Origin of the sequence: Bacillus thermozeamaize, assembly GCA_002159075.1 — a bacterium.
Lineage (GTDB): Bacteria > Bacillota > Bacilli > ZCTH02-B2 > ZCTH02-B2 > Bacillus_BB > Bacillus_BB thermozeamaize.
On sequence record LZRT01000134.1, the window covers coordinates 15324 to 32013 of the forward strand.

The window sequence follows — 16690 nt, forward strand, 5'->3', positions numbered from 1 at the left end:
CCAAAAAGGCGTACACCGAAAGGTACACCCTTTTGAACGATTTGGGCATCATTTACGCTTCAAGCATCAACAGCTCTTTTCGCAGTTCCGAGAGATTCTCCTTGCAAAGTCGGATCGTCTCCTCATCCTGTTCCTGTAACGCTTCATACAAGACAGCCAACTGATAATCCATTTCCATGCGCAGCACTGGGATTCTTTTCTCCACGTCCTTGCGTTTCAACGCTTCCATGAGCTCTTTCACCATGTTGCGCACCCCTTTGAAGAAATATTCATTCTTCTTTGTCTAAACTCCTCTTTTGGCTTAATGAAGCTTTGGTTTTATAATAATATGCATGGGATAAAAAATCAATGCCTAATTCTGAATTGACGAAAGGGGTTATCGCATGACTCCACGCATGACTTCAGTTTTTGCCGCCTTCACCCAAAAGGACTTCGACATTTTTCAGATCCCTGGACTGGAACCCCGGATGACCCAAATCAAGGCGCATATCCGCCCAAAACTTGAGCAAATCGGCACGCAGCTGCAACCCTTTCTCTCCGAACTGCTAAGAGTTCCTGTTCATGTGCACGTCGCCAAACATGCCCGCCGAACCGTCAACCCCCCGGACAGCACCTGGGTGGCATGGTCCGCCAACGTACGCGGGTACAAGGCACATCCGCATTTTCAGGTCGGTCTCTGGTCCTCACATCTCTTTATCTGGTTTGCTTTGTTTCCGGAGGCAGAGAAAGCCAAACCGGTGTTTGCGCAAAACTTTTCCCGTCACTTGGACAAGCTTCTTGCCCAAATCCCGGAAAACTTCCTTTGGTCTTTCGATCACACCCGCCCGGATGCCAAAAGCCACTCAGATTTGAAAAAGGAGGATTTCCTGGATCTCATCCGCCGGCTGCAAACGGTGAAAAAATCTGAAGTGCTGTGCGGGATTCACCTGCCGAAAACGGAAACGGCCCTTCAACATCCCACGGAATTGGAACAAATCATTCAGCAAACCTTTCAGCAACTGGCCCCGCTTTACCGGCTGGCTATCAGTGATTGAAACCGGCACAGGGGCAGGCCGTCCCCGTAAGACGCTGCTGCCCCTGCTTGCCGATTTCCTCAAACTGTTGCCCTCAATACCCCGCCGATGCGGTGATAACCCTCGTTCATCTCCTTTACGATCCGCTCGAAGAGTTCAGCCACAGACGGGATGTCACGGATCAGGCCGACGCCTTGTCCGGCCCAGCTATGCCCTTCCTCCATCTTCCCTTCATGAATCGCCCGGCGATTGGCTTCCCCCGAAATATGGTCCTTCAATCCCTCGTAACCGACTCCCTTCGCCTCCAGCGCCAGTATTTCCTCCGTCGCCTTGCTCTTCAGCGCCCGCGCAGGAGCCCCAATGCTCTTTTTGATGATCACCGTATCGGTTTCCGAGGCTTCGAGAATTCTCTGTTTGTAATTTTCATGTGCGTGAACACATTCTTTGGTTGCGATAAAGCGTGTTCCCATTTCCACCCCTTCTGCACCCAGCGCCAGCGCCGCCAATATACCCCGGCCATCGACGATGCCGCCGCTGGCCAACACCGGAATCCGGACCGATTCGGCCACGCGCGGGACCAGGACCATCGTCCCGACCTCGTCTCTTCCCAGATGGCCGCCTCCTTCATTGCCCACGGCCATCACAATATTTGCTCCCAGCTCTTCCGCCTTTTGCGCCTGCCGCACGGAGGCCACCAGAACCATTGTCACGATGCCGGTTCCTGCGAGCCGATCCAGCAGCGGTTTCGGGTTCCCGCCTGTGATGCTGATCGCCGGAACCTTCTCCTCAATGGCCACTTCCAGATAATCTGGATAAGACTGGTTATGTTGTCCAATGGCAAAATTGACGCCAAACGGCTTGTCCGTCAAGGAACGCACTTTGCGAATCTCTTCCCTCAGCGCTTCCGGGCTGGGCAGCGTCAAGGCCGTCACTTGCCCTAGGCCGCCTGCGTTTGACACGGCCGCGGCCAACTCGGCATAGGCCAGGTGAGCCAGTCCCCCCTGCACAATCGGCAATTCAATCTTCAACAACTCGGTCACTCGGGTCTTCATCTCAATCTCTCCCTTGTTGCATTTTAAGGCCAATCTGGTATACTCAACCTGTTTGCTTTCCCAAATTTTTTTTGATTGGATAAGAGATGATGGCTTCCTTGTCGATCTTACTGTAAACTTTTTATGTTGTAAACTTCTGCTAAATCACGGATGCAATGATTTGTGGCAGCATCATATGAGGAGGAATGGATATACATTGTCGCAGGAAGAAACCCCCCTCTTTACAGGACTGATCAACCATATTCGCCGCAATCCCGTGCCCTTCCACATTCCTGGCCATAAAAAGGGGAGGGGCATGGATCCTCAGTTTCGCGAATTTGTCGGTGATGCGGTACTGGCCATGGACCTCATCAACATCAGTCCATTGGATGATCTCCATCATCCGACCAGCATCATCAAGCAGGCACAGGACCTGGCCGCCGAAGCTTTCGGCGCTGATCACACGTTTTTCTCCGTACAGGGAACCAGCGGCGCCATCATGACGATGATCCTGGCCACCTGTCGCCCCGGCGACAAAATCATTGTTCCCCGTAACGCCCACAAGTCGGTCATGTCGGCCATCATCCTGGCCGATGCCATCCCGGTCTTCATCCATCCCGTCCTGGACGAACGAATCGGCATTGCCCATGGAATCACTACCTCGGCTTTGGCCAAAGCCCTGAAAGAACATCCCGACGCCAAGGCTGTCCTGGTGATCAATCCGACCTACTACGGCGTCGCGGCCGATATTAAACAAATTGTTGACCTGGCGCATGCCCATCACCTCCCGGTACTGGTCGATGAAGCGCATGGGGTGCACATCCATTTCCATGAACGCCTGCCAATGTCCGCGATGCAAGCCGGAGCCGACATGGCTGCGACCAGTATGCACAAGCTGGGAGGTTCGCTGACCCAAAGTTCGATCCTCAACATCCAGGGACCGCGTGTGAACCCGCACCGGGTGCAAGCGATTATGAATATGTTGACAACCACCTCCACTTCATATATTCTTCTCGCTTCCCTGGACGCGGCCAGACGTTTTCTGGCAACACAGGGGCATGAACGGCTGACCTACGCCTTGGAATTGGCCACCTATGCCCGCCAGCAGATTAGCGAAATCCCCGGCCTGTACTGTATCGGCCCGGAGATCCTGGGCGGAGAAGCGACCCACGCCCTGGATCTGACAAAACTTCCGATCTGTGTCAAGGATCTGGGAATCACCGGATATGAAGCGGAAATCTGGTTGAGGGAACATTACAACATTGAAGTGGAACTCAGCGACCTTTACAACATCCTGTGCATCATCACCCCGGGTGACACGTATGAAACAGTCAACCTGCTGATTAAAGCGCTTCAGCACCTTTCCCGGGATTTTCGGCATCAGCTCAGCGCCTGTCCCATTCATGTCCACCTGCCGCCCATCCCCGTATTGGCGCTCTCGCCACGGGAAGCCTTCTATGCCGATACGGAGCTGGTTCCGCTGCGGGAAGCGGTTGGACGGATTATCGCCGAATTTATCATGGTGTATCCCCCGGGCATTCCCATTCTCCTTCCAGGAGAAATCATCGAACAGGAAAGCCTGGATTATATTCAAAAAAACATGGAGGCAGGGCTTCCTGTCCAGGGACCTGAGGATCCAACCCTGGAAAAAGTAAAGGTGATTAAGGAATACCGCCCGATTGCGTAAAACATCATGATAAAGGGATAAAGGGGATGGCTTTTGGCCATCCCCTTCCCACGGATTCAGAACCTTATCCAGATACGCTTTCCTGATTACCTGTCCCCCAGCGATCCCTTTGACGCATGCTCCTCTTCCTGGCAGGTGCAACAAACGGTGTAGCGCGTGCTCACCTTTTCATCTTCAAAAAAATCAACCGTCTCCTCGCAACGCTGACAAACCAAGATCCCCATCTACCGCACGTCCCCCTTCCCTTGAATCAACCCCATATATGCTATACTTTATTTTAAATGTGTTATACTTTATTTGTCAATCCTGAGCACGATACAAAAAAAAGCAATAAAAAAAGACGCGAGGCACACACCTCATCGTCTTCCATCGCTTCCTTCTCTATTCGCTATACTGCTCATATATCGGATTGGCGGGCAACACAGACTTGAAAAAGAAGGAAAGTTCCTCGGCCTCTTCATCATCTGGAATCTGGTAAACCTGCTTCAGGTGTTCGAGGTTTGTCGCATCCTCTACACCCAGCAGTGAAGAGCGGCCGGTTTGGGTACAAATGACCAATGGTTTCCCGAAAAACTGATGCGTCGAAACGATGCAGAAATCATAACGTGCCTTCTCGGTCAGCAACCCAACAAAACGAACCTGGCAGCGTTCGGTCTCATCATAAAGCCTCTCCATCGGTCCTACCCCTCCTTCTTTTTCTACATGTGCTCCATTATATCACAGAATTTCTTTTCATGTCACCAGCAAATTTCTCAAAGATTTGCTACAATCCGGTTGGCATGCCTCGCGTGTACTTTTTCCACCCCTTTTGATACAATAAAGGCGATCCAATTTAAACCAGCTGCTGATCACACATGCAGAAGAATGAGATACAGGAGTGAAGGGTTCGTGCCGAAAGCTGCCACATTGATTTTAAGTGAAGAATCTTCTGTCACAATGGAAGAAATCAAGGAACTGTTTCGCCGCTATGTCAACATGACCCGGCACACTGGCGAGCAACTAGATTGGGATTATGCAGCCGCCGCTTTCCCGTATACCATTGAAGATCATCCAGAGAAAAAAGGACAGTGGTTTATTCTGAAGGGAAACAATCCCAATTACCGGATGATCATCATTGGCATGGGGAAAAACAAGCAAAACCAGACCATGATCCAGATCATTCTCCCCGACGGAGCCACCCACGGCGACATCGCCAAAGGAAACGAGTTTACCCGGTACCTGGGCAAGGCGCTGAAAGCGGAAACGCGCTTGTTCAATGGCCGGACGATGTATTTCAACCGTTAAATCCCAACGAAAAAACAACGATTTATCCCATCGGTTCACAAGGGCTATCGGGGCGCCTCCAAGGCGCTTTGATGGCTCTTTTTTGCATAGCTGGAGCGCCTTTGCACATACTACAAAAGACACCCTGTACAGCCGCAAAGGAGGAAAACCGATCCATGGATGTCCTCACACAGGTGGAACTGCATCAGCTGGAAGAATTATTGCGAAGCGAACACGCAGCAGCGGCCAAATTTCGCATGTATGCCGACTATTCCTCCGATCAAGGAGTGAAAAAGCTCTGTGAACAACTGGCAGATCGGCACCGGGAACATTTCATCGCGCTGATGAGGCAGCTGCCCAAATCGGATACACGGATCCAGTGATTCCAACCAAAGACAACGCTGTGCCATTCGCAGCTGTTTCAGGAACCTGTACCTGTCAGCCAGTACATTCCAAGCGGAAGGATGTGATGAGATGACGGTCACGGAACGACCCAACACCCGGCTTCCGGATCAAGACTTGCTGCAGGACTGTCTGGATACCCTCAAGCACCTTTCCTCCTGTTACAGGCACGCAGCCACTGAATGTGATTCTCAGGACTTGCGGGAGGTTTTCTGGAACATCCTTCATGACAAGCTGGAGCTCCAAGCGGCCACCTTTCAATTCATGAACCAACGGGGATGGTACAAACCGGCCCGCGCTCCGCAAGAGGCGGTTCAGCAGATATACCGCCATTTTCACCCGCAATATGAAGCCATTCTGTCCTTCTATCAATGAGCATTTCCCTCCCGCATCATGGCCTTGCCCGCCTTATCTCCGCCCCGCCAACCGGCGGGCTTTCCTCGTTTTACCATTGAACGACAGCCCCCGATGGCCTATATTAGTGACAGATAAGGGAACATATATTCGATTTTGGGATGACCAGAAAGGACTGGGCACCATGATGGATTATCGCACCCTGCCTCGTCATCAGGTTCTCTGCCTCGATATGAAAGCTTTTTTTGCCAGTTGCGAATGCGTTCGGCGCCGGTTGGATCCGGAAAAGACCTATCTGGCCGTCGTCGGCGATCTGGAACGGAGCGGCAGCGTCGTCCTGGCCGCCACCCCCCGTCTCAAACAAGACTATGGCATCGGCACGGGAAAACGGTTGTTTGATGTGCCGCGGCTTCCTTTTATCCACATCGTTTCTCCCAGCATGCGGCACTATCTGCGCCAATCCCTCGAGATCACGCGCCTTCTGCACCAGTTCGTTCCCAAGGAGGCCATTCACCCCTACAGCATCGACGAATGGTGGATCTGCGTGGACGGGACCGAAAAGCTCTTTGGAGACGCCTGGTCGGTGGGCAGGAAGATACGCTCTGCCATTTACGAGCAATTTGGCCTGCCTTCCTGTATCGGAATCGGACCGAACAAATTTTTGGCCAAAGCCATCCTGGACATCGAGGGGAAGCGAACCGGCCTGGCAGCCTGTTCGTACGAAGAAGTTCCCGAAAAACTGTGGCCACAACCCGTTCAAAAAATCTGGGGCATCGGCCCGCGACTGGCCAGGCACTTGCAGCAAATGGGCATTCGCACCGTAGGTCATCTGGCCCATACCCCGCGGGAAATCCTGGAGAAAAAATTCGGCATGATCGGAAGCCAACTTTATTACCATGCCTGGGGCGTGGATCTGTCGCCAGTCATCGGCGCGGGAATGCGCGAAGTCCCCAAAAGCTTCGGACATGGCATTACGCTCCTGCGGGACTATCGCGACCCCGTTGAAATCCGGACCATCATTCTGGAATTGGCCGAAGAAGTGGCCAGAAGGGCAAGGGAGGCCAACATGGCAGGCCGTACCGTCCACCTCGGCATCGACTACAGCCAAAAGGAATCAAAGAGCGGCTTTCACTGCTCAAAAACGCTCAGTCAACCGACCAACGTCACCTTGGATATCTATCGCACCTGCCTGGAGCTGTTTGAACAACACTATACCGGCGAGATGGTGCGGCGCATCCGCCTGTCGCTCGGCCAGCTGTCTCCGGATGACCACATCCAGCTAAACCTGTTTGAAGATGTGATGAAAAAACGGGCCCTCGGTTACGTCATGGATGACATTCGCCGCAAATATGGATCCACCGCCTTGCTTCGTGCCCGCAGTTACACCTCCGGCGGCGTCATGCTGGAACGCTCAAGGAAGATAGGGGGCCACTGGGCATGATCAGGGATCGCGGGAACAAATAAAACAAGAGCGCCGTCTCCAAGAAGAAAACGGCGCTCTTTCCATATTACGACGGAACTTCGACTGGATTGGAACGGCTGATGGGATAAAACCGTCCTCCCAGCATGCGCACACCAAGATCCACACAGTAGACCCTGCCGCGTTCGATCCCGAACAAGATCCATTCGCCCGATTCATGATTGATTCCGTAGTCTACATAGGAGTCCAGCCCGTCTTCCTTTACTTCCCGCTCTGTAATATCATACAAACGCAAAGCAAAGGGAAGATCCGACCAAGGAATGTTAAACATCTCTTCAATTCGCTTCTTCCAATCCTGATGGATGTGCCAGGTGGCTACAAGTGAATTGGGATGCCGGAACAACATCCGTATAGCCGGATCATCAACTGACATCTTCTTGTCGGCTGGTTTCACCTTCATTCAGCATCCAAACCCCTTTAAACATGATAGTCAACACTATCATACCGCAAAAACTATTTTTTGAAAAGTCAAATCGCAAACTTATTCCTCGCGGGCACTAGCAAAGATCATCACATACTTGATCAATTCAAGCAAGGCCACCAGAGCGCTGGCCACGTACGTGAGCGCCGCGGCACCGAGCACCTTGCGAACCCCGGGCATCTCTTCCTGCCGCAAGAATCCCATCTCCACCAACTTCCGCCCGGCCCTTGCGCTGGCATTGAACTCGACGGGAAGCGTCACCAGCTGGAAAGCCACAGCGCCTGCGAAGAAAAGAATCCCAAGGCCAATGAGCCCCGTGGCTTTGAAAAGGAACCCGGCAATCAGCAGGAGCGGCGCCAGGGAAGAACCGAAATTGGCAATCGGAAAGATCCGATGGCGAAGAACCAGCATCGGATAGGAGACCTTGTGCTGAATGGCATGCCCCGTCTCGTGGGCAGCCACAGAGAGCGAAGCGATGGAATTCCCGTAATACACCTCCTCTGAGAGGCGCACCTTCCGCGCAATCGGATCATAATGATCGGACAACATGCCGCCGCGAGACAACTCGACGTCGACGTGATAAAGCCCTTCCGAATCGAGAATCCGCCGCGCCACCTCGGCTCCCGTCATCCCGCATGAGGAGCGCACCTGCGACCAGCGATTGAAGTTCCCCTTGACCTTAAATTGCGCCCATAACGCGATGCCGAAAGCGATAAATATGAGAAAGTCCATCGGATGAAATAAAATCATCATGCTGGATTACCTCCTCCCAATGAATGACCCGCGGCTGTATCAGACCATTTGAGAATGTGGACTTCACGAATGAGTTTTTCTCTATTACTCATTATAAAAAAAGAACACAAAAAATACACCCTGAAAATCGTGCCGAGATCCAATGAGAGGAGGCAAAACGAATGAAAAAGAAACAGCATCAGCTGTCGATACAACATCCGGTTCGAAAACCCTCTCCAAGCATCGCACCGGGCCTTGAGGACGATAACCTGGAAATACCCGCGGATGAAGAAGAGATCATCAGAGATGAATTCACATCCGTGACCAAACTGGTTCTTGACCGACTGACGGATCGTTAACCATTCTCAGCTTGCGAAAAGCTCAATCCATCACCAGACCGCCGTCAACCACTAGATTTTGCCCGGTGATCGCTCGCGCCCAAGGAGAGGCAAAGAACAGCACCGCATCCGCTACTTCTTCCGGGGTGGTCACTTTTCGCAAAGGAGTCGTCGTTTCAATCAATGCAAAAACTTCCTGCGAGGTGGCGGAGCTTGCGTCCGTCACCTTTAATAATCCACCTGACACCATATTCACTGTAATCCCGTACTGCCCCAGCTCACAGGCCATATTGCGCGTAAAACCGAGCAAGGCCGCTTTCGCTGTCGTATAATCATGATACGCCACGACAGGGTTTTGGAAAAGGTTCGTGCCGATATTGACGATGCGCCCGAATTTCATCTCTTTCATGTCGGGCAACGCCACCTGGACGGTGTTCAATGCCCCCTGAACAGCGCCTTCCAACTGTTTCCGGTAATCCTCCCAGCGAATCGACCATGCGTCTTTCTTTGCATCCGGATCAAAACGAAAATCAATCAGCGCATTATTGACCACCGTTGTAACGGGAGAAGCGAAATGTTCTTTTGCCCGGAAAAACATCTCCCGCACTTGCTCTTCATCCCGGACATCGGCCCGGAGTGCTACCGCACGGTCACCAAGCGACTCCGCCAATTCATTCGCTTTCTCTTCGCTTTGGAAATAATTGATGACCACTTTTGCTCCCTCACTTGCAAACGCTTTGGCAATCGCTGCTCCCAACCCGCGGCCCGCTCCTGTCACGAGAACGACTTGCTCTTGCAATGATTTTGCTTGCACAAAGATCTCCTCCTTGCGTGTTTTACCCTTGCATGTTTACCATTGATAACCATTATATCTGATGTTCTGGTTTTTTACTGAACCTTTATCACTTGATGTTGTGATAAATTAATTTATAATTGTACTCAGCCATATTTTATAATGTTAGAATTTTTTGTGGAGGAGGATCATTGTGAAAAAAAGACTGTTTTCCATTCTCTTATGGACGGCAGTGTCTGTCCTGGGGGCGGTCGGGTTCGGAATCCTGGCGCTGGCGCGTGGCGAAACCATTTCCGCCGCCTGGCTCGTCATTGCCGCCGTTTGTTCCTACGCTGTCGCTTATAGGTTTTACAGCAAATTTATCGCCCACAAGATCTTTGAAGTAAACGACAACCGGGCCACTCCCGCCGAAATCCACAATGACGGGAAAGACTACGTGCCGACCCACAAATGGGTCTTGTTTGGCCACCATTTTGCGGCCATCGCCGGAGCAGGACCGCTGGTGGGACCGGTACTGGCTGCACAGATGGGTTATTTGCCTGGCGCGCTCTGGATCATCATCGGTGTCGTACTGGCAGGCGCCGTCCAGGATACCGTGATCTTAATGGCGTCCATGCGCCGCAACGGAAAATCGCTTGGCCAAATCGCGAAGGAAGAAGTCGGACCGGTTGGCGGGATGATCGCCTCGTTCGGCATCCTGGCCATCATGATCATCCTGATCGCCGTGCTAGGCCTGGTCGTCGTTAAAGCGCTTGCCGATTCGCCGTGGGGCGTGTTTACGATTGCGATGACAATACCAATCGCTATATTTATGGGACTCTACATGCGTTATATCCGCCCCGGCCGCGTACTGGAAGGCTCGCTGATCGGTTTGGTATTGCTGCTTTTATCTTTATGGGCAGGTCAATATGTGGCAGCCGATCCGACTTGGTCAACATTTTTTACATTCAAAGCCGACCAGTTGGCCATCATGATTGCGATCTACGGCTTTATCGCGTCTGTCTTGCCAGTGTGGCTGTTGCTGGCGCCGCGTGACTATCTCAGCTCCTTTCTCAAAATCGGCACCATCTTCCTGCTGGCGTTCGGCATTTTGTTCGTATTGCCCCATTTAAAAATGCCGGCCGTCACCAAGTTTATCGATGGAACTGGTCCTGTGTTCGCCGGCCCGCTGTTCCCGTTTCTGTTCATCACCATCGCTTGCGGGGCGGTTTCCGGTTTCCACTCTCTGGTGTCTTCCGGTACCACACCGAAAATGTTGGTAAAAGAATCTCATTCACGCATGATCGGATACGGTGGCATGTTGATGGAATCGGGCGTTGCAGTGATGGCCCTGATCGCTGCCTGCGCGCTGGATCCGGGACTGTATTTTGCCATGAACTCGCCTGCTGCGGTCATCGGTACAGACGCTGCCGCCGCCGCTGCGAAGATCTCGTCCTGGGGATTCACGGTGACGCCGGATCAAATCACCCATGCGGCAAAAGAGATCGGCGAATCGACAATTCTGTCGCGGACAGGCGGCGCGCCGACGCTGGCGGTCGGGATGGCGGAGATTTTCTCGCAATTTCTGGCGGGAGCAAAAGCGTTTTGGTATCATTTCGCCATTCTCTTTGAGGCGGTCTTCATCCTGACCACGATCGATGCCGGAACCCGGATCGGCCGCTTCATGATCCAGGACATTATCGGCAACTTCTACAAACCGTTCGCCCGTACGGACGTGTTTGCGTACAATGTGATTGCGTCTGCTTTGATGACACTCGGCTGGGGCTATTTCCTGTATCAGGGCGCTGTCGATCCCTTCGGCGGGATCAACTCCCTGTGGGCGCTGTTCGGCATTTCCAACCAGATGCTGGCTGGAATCGCGTTGGCTGTCGCCACCACCATCATCATCAAGATGGGCAAAACCCGATACGCCTGGGTCACATTTGTGCCGTTTGTCTGGCTCTGTGTGACGACGTTGTCAGCCGCTTTCATGAAGCTGTTCTCCAGCGATCCAAAGATTGGATTCTATGCCCATGCAAAACCGTATGAAGAAGCGATCGCCCAGGGCCAACTCCTGGCACCGGCCCCCAACATGGATGTCATGCACCAGATTGTATTCAATGACAAACTGGATGCCGCAGTGACGATCATCTTTATCGCCGTTGTGGTTCTGCTCATCCTGAACGCTTTCTGGACCTGGTACAAAATCCTGATCCGCAAGGAAAACCTGCAACTGATGGAAACGCCGTTTGTTCAGTCGAAGATTGCATCGTCCGGAGGTAGATAGCCGTGAAACAGGTATTGGGATGGATCGGCCGGGCACGCTCAAACATCAAGACGATTTTTGGCATGCCGGACTACCAGAAATATCTGGAACACCACAGATCCACTCATCCGGACCGGCCTCCTATGACGGAGAAAGAATACTATCTGTACGCGCTGAAAAACCGCTACGAAAGTGGGTCGGTCAACCGCTGTTGCTAGGATGGTGCCGCTCCTGTTGCTCCCGGCTTGTTCGGGACCAGGAGCGGCATGTTTGTTTTCATCTGCGGCAGTCGTCCAATCAATAAATAGATAAATAGACTGTACAAAAAACAGAGAAAGGAGCAAAATAGAAATAATACGATATTAAACCACATTTTACTTCAGAAACTCATAGTCCAGCAAACAGCGAAAAAAGGAGCCTCATTCAGGATGAATTACGCACTCATCGTCTACGCAACCGGTTTTTTCAGCCTCGGTATCCAGCCGATGAACGCACTGCTCGTCCCGCTTTGGGCGGTTGCCCTGAACGCGCCCCCGGCCTTGCTCGGACTGGCTGTCAGCGCCGTCTCCCTGTTGCCGATCCTGTTGTCCATTTCATCCGGCGCGCTGGTGGATGAGCTGGGTTCGAAGCGGGTGCTTCTCCTGTGTGCCACCGTCATGGCTTTGTTGGCTCCGCTTTATCCGCTCATCCCTTCCATTTACGCGCTGATCGGACTCCAGCTCCTGTTCGGCATCATGCAGTCCATGGCCTGGATCGCCTCTCAGACGCTGCTCGTAGGCAGCAAGGTACAGGCTCAAAAACCGCATGCCGGGACCTACAGTTTTGCTTCCAACCTGGGCACCTTTATCGGTCCGCTGCTGCTGGGAGTATTGTGGGATCATCTGGGGCCCATCGGCGCTTTTTCGGCCATCGCGGTATGGAACGGATTGCTGCTATTGGTCGCATCCCTGTTGCCATCGGCTGAACCGGCCGGAGAAGTCCGGCAAACCCGCTTTATCCAGCAGCTTCTGCCCAACTGGAAGGATTATCGAAAGGCCTTCTCCCTGCTGGCGATTCCGGCTGTCGTGATCGTGATGTACGGCACCTTTTTGCGCTTGTCCAGTTCGGCCATCCGTGGTTCCTTTTATCTGGTGTACCTGGAACAGCTGAAGTTTTCGGCCACTGTGATCTCGTTGCTCTATTCTTCCATCGCCCTGGCGAGCATTTTTTCACCGCTGTTCATCCGCTGGTTCCACCGTTTTCTGTCGAGCTACCAGCTTTTGTTTCTAGCCGGCATCCTGGCCATCCTTCCACTTTGCCTTGTCCCGCTGTTTGAACAGTTCTGGGCGATTCTGGGGCTTTCTCTGCTGACCGGATTCGGCGTAGGAATGACGCTGCCGCTCTTGATCTCGCTGCTTTCACAGGCCGTGGACCCGGCTGAACAGGGATTGGCGGCAGGGCTGCGGGAAATGTTCAACCGGCTGGCGGCTACCTGCCTTCCATTCGGGTTTGGGGTGTTGGTGGAAGGCGTTGGTCTTCAGACTTCCTTCCTCATCGTCGCCGTCCTGCTTCTTTTGCCGATGGCAGGATTCATTCCATACTCCCTCGGTAAGAGGTATACCAGGGGAAGCGACAAAAGTCCCATTTTACAAAACAAGAAGTAGATTGAAAAAACGGCTACTTCACCAAGCCATGTTTGTACGCGTAAATGGCGGCCTGCGTGCGATCCTCCACTCCCAGTTTGGCCAGCAGGTTTGTCACATGGTATTTGACGGTCTTCACGCTGATAAACAGTTCATCCGCAACCTCCTGGTTGGACTTGCCGGCGGCGATCAGCCGCAGCACATCCATCTCCCGTTCCGTTAAATTCTGATGAGGGAGATTCTCCTGTTTCTCCTGACGGAACCGATTCATGATTTTGGAAGCCACCTGTGATTCGAGCACGGGCTGGTCGTTCATCGCCGCCCGGATGGCCTGGGAAATCTCCGTGGCACGTGATGTTTTCAGCAGGTAGCTGAAGGCCCCGGCTTCAATCACCGGGTAAATTTTCTCGTCATCCAAGTAACTGGTCAGCACGATCACCTTGCAAGCCGGGTGAATCGCAAGAATCCTGCGCGTGGCCTCAATCCCGTCCATCCCCTCCATGACCAGGTCCATCAGGACCACATCCGGCTTGTACTTCTCAACGATGCGAATCCCTTCTTCACCACTGCTGGCTTCTCCCACCAGCTCGATATCTTCCTCCGTTCCCAGAACAGCGGCCAGGCCGATCCGGACCATCTCATGATCATCGACCAGCAGGACTTTAATCGGCGTTTTCATTCTTCCTCTCCTCCCCCGTTAAAATCGGCACGCGGATATCAATCCGGGTTCCTTTCCCCGGAGCGGTAATGATGCTCAATGTTCCGCCAATTTCATTCACCCGTTCGCGCATCGACTCCAGGCCGTAAGAGGTGCGTTTTTTTTCATTTAAATCAAAGCCGACCCCGTTATCCTGAATCAACAGGCGGATCGTCTCTCCTGGACAATGCAGCTTCAGATCCAGTTTCGACGCCTTGGAATGGCGCAGCGCATTGGATAACGCCTCCTGAACGATGCGGAAAAGGTGATCCTCAATCCCCCGCGGCAGCTGAATTTCCTCCTCCATCTCCCACGTCATCTCAATCGGCACTTTGGCGCGCAGTTCATGCAGCAATTCCAACAGCCCCTCCGACAGCCGCTTCCCCTCCAAATGGACCGGACGCAAGTGGAGAAGCAACGCCCGCATTTCTGACTGGGCGACGGAAGCCATTTCTTCGATCAGATGGATCTGCCGCCGGGCTTTCTCAAAGTCCCGATCCATCGTGCGTCCAACCGCCGTCGCCGTCATGGAAATGGCAAACAACTGCTGGCTGACCGCATCGTGCAGTTCTCTTGCCAAACGTTGCCGCTCCTCGACAATCGCTGAAATCTTCGCCTTCTGCGCAAGCTGCGCATTATGATTGGACAATCGCTGCAGCGAAGTGACCTGTTCTTCCCATTTTTTTGTAATCCGATTCAATTGTTCCCCCAGCCGCCCAATCTCATCTTCTCCAAGCGGCGGCACAGTCCCTGTCAGATTCCCTCTTTCCAAATGCAGCATCGCTTCACGAAGTTTTTCCAGGCGAATCTGAATTCGGATAAAAGACCAATAGCCAAACGCGGCACCCGCCACGATCACCACAACGAACAGCGTCAGAATGAGCTGAATCCCTTCCCGCCAGGAGGAAAACAACACCAGATACCCCCGCGAATAAAGAAAAACCACGATACCGCCAAACAGGATGAGACTGAAAAGGATCGACTCGCCCATGCCCCGCCAGATAAGATTGGTTAACCTCTTGCCCATGAACGAGTCACCTCACAACCGTTTGATGTCGATATCGCCGGCGAGATAGAAGATCACCAGCTTCAGTTTCTGACTGCTCTGATGGTAACCAGGGGACTGCCACTGCACTTTGTTCAGCAACCCGGAATCCGTCTCCTGATCCAGCCTGATTCGGCCGGCCCCGACAAACGCATCCATCGTGATTCCATAATCACCCGGGATCAACAAGTCCACATCCCCGGCAATCCCGTGCAGTATGATGGTTGTCTCTTCCTGTTCCGGCATCGCCAAGGAAAAATCCAGGTTGATTTCCCCAGCCAGGTGCCACAAGCCCATGTTTTGCAACACCCAAGGATCACGATCACATTTCATGCTTTCCACTAGCTTTTGCTTTTGCCGGGAAACAGGATGGCGGTTCACTTGTTTTGATTTGATGTAAAACAATCCCAGCGAGATGAGAATCATCGCGATAACCAGTGTCAAATTGTTGCTGATGAGGATGATCACGCCGATGCACGCAAAGAGATATCCTTTTTTCTGGTCATTCAGTCCGTGCGCACGGTAAACGCCCAGGATGATCAGCAGGAGGGCGACAATTGTAACAAAACCTACCAGCTTATGCAGGAGCAAAAAAACGCCCGTTCCGATGAGCAGCAAAGACGTATTGCGTTGGCGTTGTTTTTTTGTCGCGTCCATGTCGCACCTCCCTCATCCTCTGAAAAAGGGCCTACACCGGCCAATGACACCGGAATGGCATGCAAGACGGAACAGGAAGAAAAGCCATAGAGCGGCAAGACTGCCCTATGGCCTCGTATCTTTCTATAACTATAGCACATCTTTCCGGCAAGATGACGTATAGGTCATGTACAGCCATTTTAATCGGTTGTCAGTTGTCCGAAAGTTCTTGTGGCTCTGTCCGGGTATCCTGTTCCGGGCGCACTTTTTCCCGCAACGCCTGCAACTGTTCTTCGATCTTCTGCTGTGTCGCGGCATCAGTGGCCTGATAAGGGTTGACAGCATACCCCTGTCCTAAATGGGGCTTGCGAAGAATTTCCGCCTCGATCTCCATTTGCATGATTTTCTCTTCCATACGGTGAAAGCCGCGTGCCGCCTGTCCTGTCTCCAGCACATTCGCACTGGATACCTGCGCCATATGCTTCCGTGTTTTCGCCAGCTGGGCACGCGCCGCAAGTTCATGGCGCTTGTTCCGCATCTGGTAATATTGATCTTTCATCTCGTGAAGCTGCTGCACCAATTCTTCCACCGTGTTCTTGGCTTGTAGGTGAAGGTCCCGGATCTCCTTCACTTTCTCATCATGATATAGTTTTTCTTCCAACCACATGCGGGCCCTGGATTCCTCCCCGTTTCTCAAGGCCTCCATGGCTTTCGCTTCCCGATCCATGCTCAGCCGCACGGACTCATCCAAACGCTGCCTCAACTTCCGTTCAGTGGCCATCTGCTTGGCAACGCCTACCTCTGCTTGCGCGATTTCCTCCTCCATATCACGCAGATACTGGTTCAACATGACTACGGGATCTTCCACCTTGTCCAGCATGTCATTCAGGGAAGCTCTTGTGATATCCTTAATCCGCTGAAAAACGCCCAT

The 16690-nt window shown here is 52.7% G+C and carries 20 protein-coding genes; 9 read left to right on the plus strand and 11 right to left on the minus strand.

Translation table 11 applies throughout. The features are described from left to right. Positions 1 to 52 precede the first annotated feature (52 nt). Positions 53 to 241, minus strand: coding sequence for a hypothetical protein (locus BAA01_04545; protein OUM84343.1), 189 nt, complete (start codon positions 239 to 241; stop codon positions 53 to 55). A gap of 154 nt (positions 242 to 395) precedes the next feature. Here BAA01_04545 and BAA01_04550 point away from each other — a divergent pair, with 154 nt between their 5' ends. Beyond that, a complete protein-coding gene (locus BAA01_04550; protein OUM84344.1) occupies positions 396 to 1034 on the plus strand; it encodes a hypothetical protein in 639 nt (212 codons plus the stop codon). Positions 1035 to 1093: 59 nt separating this feature from the next. On the opposite strand, the gene BAA01_04555 is transcribed toward BAA01_04550, so the two are convergent. Next, positions 1094 to 2065: a 2-nitropropane dioxygenase gene (locus tag BAA01_04555; GenBank protein ID OUM84314.1), complete on the minus strand. Its 972-nt coding sequence runs from the start codon at positions 2063 to 2065 to the stop codon at positions 1094 to 1096. Between the two features lie 196 nt (positions 2066 to 2261). Between BAA01_04555 and BAA01_04560 the strand changes: the two genes are divergently transcribed. Continuing rightward, entirely contained in the window at positions 2262 to 3731 is a 1470-nt protein-coding gene (locus tag BAA01_04560; protein OUM84315.1) for an arginine decarboxylase, read from the plus strand. 86 nt (positions 3732 to 3817) lie between these two features. Here the strand turns inward: BAA01_04560 and BAA01_04565 are convergent, their stop codons facing one another. Both BAA01_04565 and BAA01_04570 read right to left on the minus strand, forming a co-directional pair. Continuing rightward, positions 3818 to 3955 (minus strand): phosphoesterase, encoded by a 138-nt coding sequence (locus tag BAA01_04565; protein ID OUM84316.1) that lies wholly within the window; start codon positions 3953 to 3955, stop codon positions 3818 to 3820. Between the two features lie 157 nt (positions 3956 to 4112). Next, positions 4113 to 4406: a hypothetical protein gene (locus BAA01_04570; GenBank protein ID OUM84317.1), complete on the minus strand. Its 294-nt coding sequence runs from the start codon at positions 4404 to 4406 to the stop codon at positions 4113 to 4115. Positions 4407 to 4619: 213 nt separating this feature from the next. Here BAA01_04570 and BAA01_04575 point away from each other — a divergent pair, with 213 nt between their 5' ends. The 4 genes from BAA01_04575 to BAA01_04590 all read left to right on the plus strand — a co-directional run bounded on the left by BAA01_04575 (position 4620) and on the right by BAA01_04590 (position 7191). After that, positions 4620 to 5015 (plus strand): hypothetical protein, encoded by a 396-nt coding sequence (locus tag BAA01_04575; GenBank protein OUM84318.1) that lies wholly within the window; start codon positions 4620 to 4622, stop codon positions 5013 to 5015. Positions 5016 to 5170: 155 nt separating this feature from the next. Continuing rightward, positions 5171 to 5377 (plus strand): hypothetical protein, encoded by a 207-nt coding sequence (locus tag BAA01_04580; protein OUM84319.1) that lies wholly within the window; start codon positions 5171 to 5173, stop codon positions 5375 to 5377. 91 nt (positions 5378 to 5468) lie between these two features. Further along, a complete protein-coding gene (locus BAA01_04585; protein ID OUM84320.1) occupies positions 5469 to 5771 on the plus strand; it encodes a hypothetical protein in 303 nt (100 codons plus the stop codon). Positions 5772 to 5937: 166 nt separating this feature from the next. Continuing rightward, positions 5938 to 7191: a UV damage repair protein UvrX gene (locus BAA01_04590; GenBank protein ID OUM84345.1), complete on the plus strand. Its 1254-nt coding sequence runs from the start codon at positions 5938 to 5940 to the stop codon at positions 7189 to 7191. Positions 7192 to 7258: 67 nt separating this feature from the next. Here BAA01_04590 and BAA01_04595 read toward each other — a convergent pair whose 3' ends face one another. The 3 genes from BAA01_04595 to BAA01_04605 all read right to left on the minus strand — a co-directional run bounded on the left by BAA01_04595 (position 7259) and on the right by BAA01_04605 (position 9541). After that, positions 7259 to 7630, minus strand: a complete 372-nt coding sequence (locus tag BAA01_04595; GenBank protein OUM84321.1) for a DUF4912 domain-containing protein — start codon at positions 7628 to 7630, stop codon at positions 7259 to 7261. Positions 7631 to 7711: 81 nt separating this feature from the next. After that, a complete protein-coding gene (locus tag BAA01_04600; GenBank protein OUM84346.1) occupies positions 7712 to 8398 on the minus strand; it encodes a peptidase in 687 nt (228 codons plus the stop codon). A 366-nt stretch (positions 8399 to 8764) separates the two neighbouring features. Continuing rightward, positions 8765 to 9541 (minus strand): 3-oxoacyl-ACP reductase, encoded by a 777-nt coding sequence (locus tag BAA01_04605; GenBank protein OUM84322.1) that lies wholly within the window; start codon positions 9539 to 9541, stop codon positions 8765 to 8767. 166 nt (positions 9542 to 9707) lie between these two features. Between BAA01_04605 and BAA01_04610 the strand changes: the two genes are divergently transcribed. The 3 genes from BAA01_04610 to BAA01_04620 all read left to right on the plus strand — a co-directional run bounded on the left by BAA01_04610 (position 9708) and on the right by BAA01_04620 (position 13402). Continuing rightward, positions 9708 to 11780: a carbon starvation protein A gene (locus BAA01_04610; GenBank protein ID OUM84323.1), complete on the plus strand. Its 2073-nt coding sequence runs from the start codon at positions 9708 to 9710 to the stop codon at positions 11778 to 11780. A gap of 2 nt (positions 11781 to 11782) precedes the next feature. Next, complete coding sequence (locus tag BAA01_04615) at positions 11783 to 11977, plus strand: hypothetical protein (GenBank protein ID OUM84324.1); 195 nt, start codon at positions 11783 to 11785, stop codon at positions 11975 to 11977. Positions 11978 to 12187: 210 nt separating this feature from the next. Then, on the plus strand, positions 12188 to 13402 hold the full coding sequence (locus tag BAA01_04620; protein OUM84325.1) for a hypothetical protein: 1215 nt from the start codon (positions 12188 to 12190) through the stop codon (positions 13400 to 13402). Between the two features lie 13 nt (positions 13403 to 13415). On the opposite strand, the gene BAA01_04625 is transcribed toward BAA01_04620, so the two are convergent. The 4 genes from BAA01_04625 to BAA01_04640 all read right to left on the minus strand — a co-directional run bounded on the left by BAA01_04625 (position 13416) and on the right by BAA01_04640 (position 16690). Then, on the minus strand, positions 13416 to 14060 hold the full coding sequence (locus BAA01_04625) for a DNA-binding response regulator (protein ID OUM84326.1): 645 nt from the start codon (positions 14058 to 14060) through the stop codon (positions 13416 to 13418). Further along, entirely contained in the window at positions 14044 to 15105 is a 1062-nt protein-coding gene (locus BAA01_04630) for a histidine kinase (protein OUM84327.1), read from the minus strand. The genes BAA01_04625 and BAA01_04630 overlap by 17 nt, the downstream gene beginning before the upstream one ends. 12 nt (positions 15106 to 15117) lie before the next feature. Further along, on the minus strand, positions 15118 to 15780 hold the full coding sequence (locus BAA01_04635; protein OUM84328.1) for a hypothetical protein: 663 nt from the start codon (positions 15778 to 15780) through the stop codon (positions 15118 to 15120). 190 nt (positions 15781 to 15970) lie between these two features. Beyond that, a complete protein-coding gene (locus tag BAA01_04640; protein ID OUM84329.1) occupies positions 15971 to 16690 on the minus strand; it encodes a phage shock protein A in 720 nt (239 codons plus the stop codon).

Excerpts from the sequence above, each read along its gene's own strand:
- BAA01_04570 (OUM84317.1), bottom strand. The coding sequence starts at position 4,406 with ATGGAGAGGCTTTATGATGAGACCGAACGCTGCCAGGTTCGTTTTGTT.
- BAA01_04585 (OUM84320.1), top strand. The coding sequence starts at position 5,469 with ATGACGGTCACGGAACGACCCAACACCCGGCTTCCGGATCAAGACTTG.
- BAA01_04590 (OUM84345.1), top strand. The coding sequence starts at position 5,938 with ATGGATTATCGCACCCTGCCTCGTCATCAGGTTCTCTGCCTCGATATG.
- BAA01_04555 (OUM84314.1), bottom strand. The coding sequence starts at position 2,065 with ATGAAGACCCGAGTGACCGAGTTGTTGAAGATTGAATTGCCGATTGTG.
- BAA01_04640 (OUM84329.1), bottom strand. The coding sequence starts at position 16,690 with ATGGGCGTTTTTCAGCGGATTAAGGATATCACAAGAGCTTCCCTGAAT.
- BAA01_04595 (OUM84321.1), bottom strand. The coding sequence starts at position 7,630 with ATGAAGGTGAAACCAGCCGACAAGAAGATGTCAGTTGATGATCCGGCT.
- BAA01_04550 (OUM84344.1), top strand. The coding sequence starts at position 396 with ATGACTTCAGTTTTTGCCGCCTTCACCCAAAAGGACTTCGACATTTTT.
- BAA01_04565 (OUM84316.1), bottom strand. The coding sequence starts at position 3,955 with ATGGGGATCTTGGTTTGTCAGCGTTGCGAGGAGACGGTTGATTTTTTT.
- BAA01_04620 (OUM84325.1), top strand. The coding sequence starts at position 12,188 with ATGAATTACGCACTCATCGTCTACGCAACCGGTTTTTTCAGCCTCGGT.
- BAA01_04580 (OUM84319.1), top strand. The coding sequence starts at position 5,171 with ATGGATGTCCTCACACAGGTGGAACTGCATCAGCTGGAAGAATTATTG.
- BAA01_04625 (OUM84326.1), bottom strand. The coding sequence starts at position 14,060 with ATGAAAACGCCGATTAAAGTCCTGCTGGTCGATGATCATGAGATGGTC.
- BAA01_04635 (OUM84328.1), bottom strand. The coding sequence starts at position 15,780 with ATGGACGCGACAAAAAAACAACGCCAACGCAATACGTCTTTGCTGCTC.
- BAA01_04630 (OUM84327.1), bottom strand. The coding sequence starts at position 15,105 with ATGGGCAAGAGGTTAACCAATCTTATCTGGCGGGGCATGGGCGAGTCG.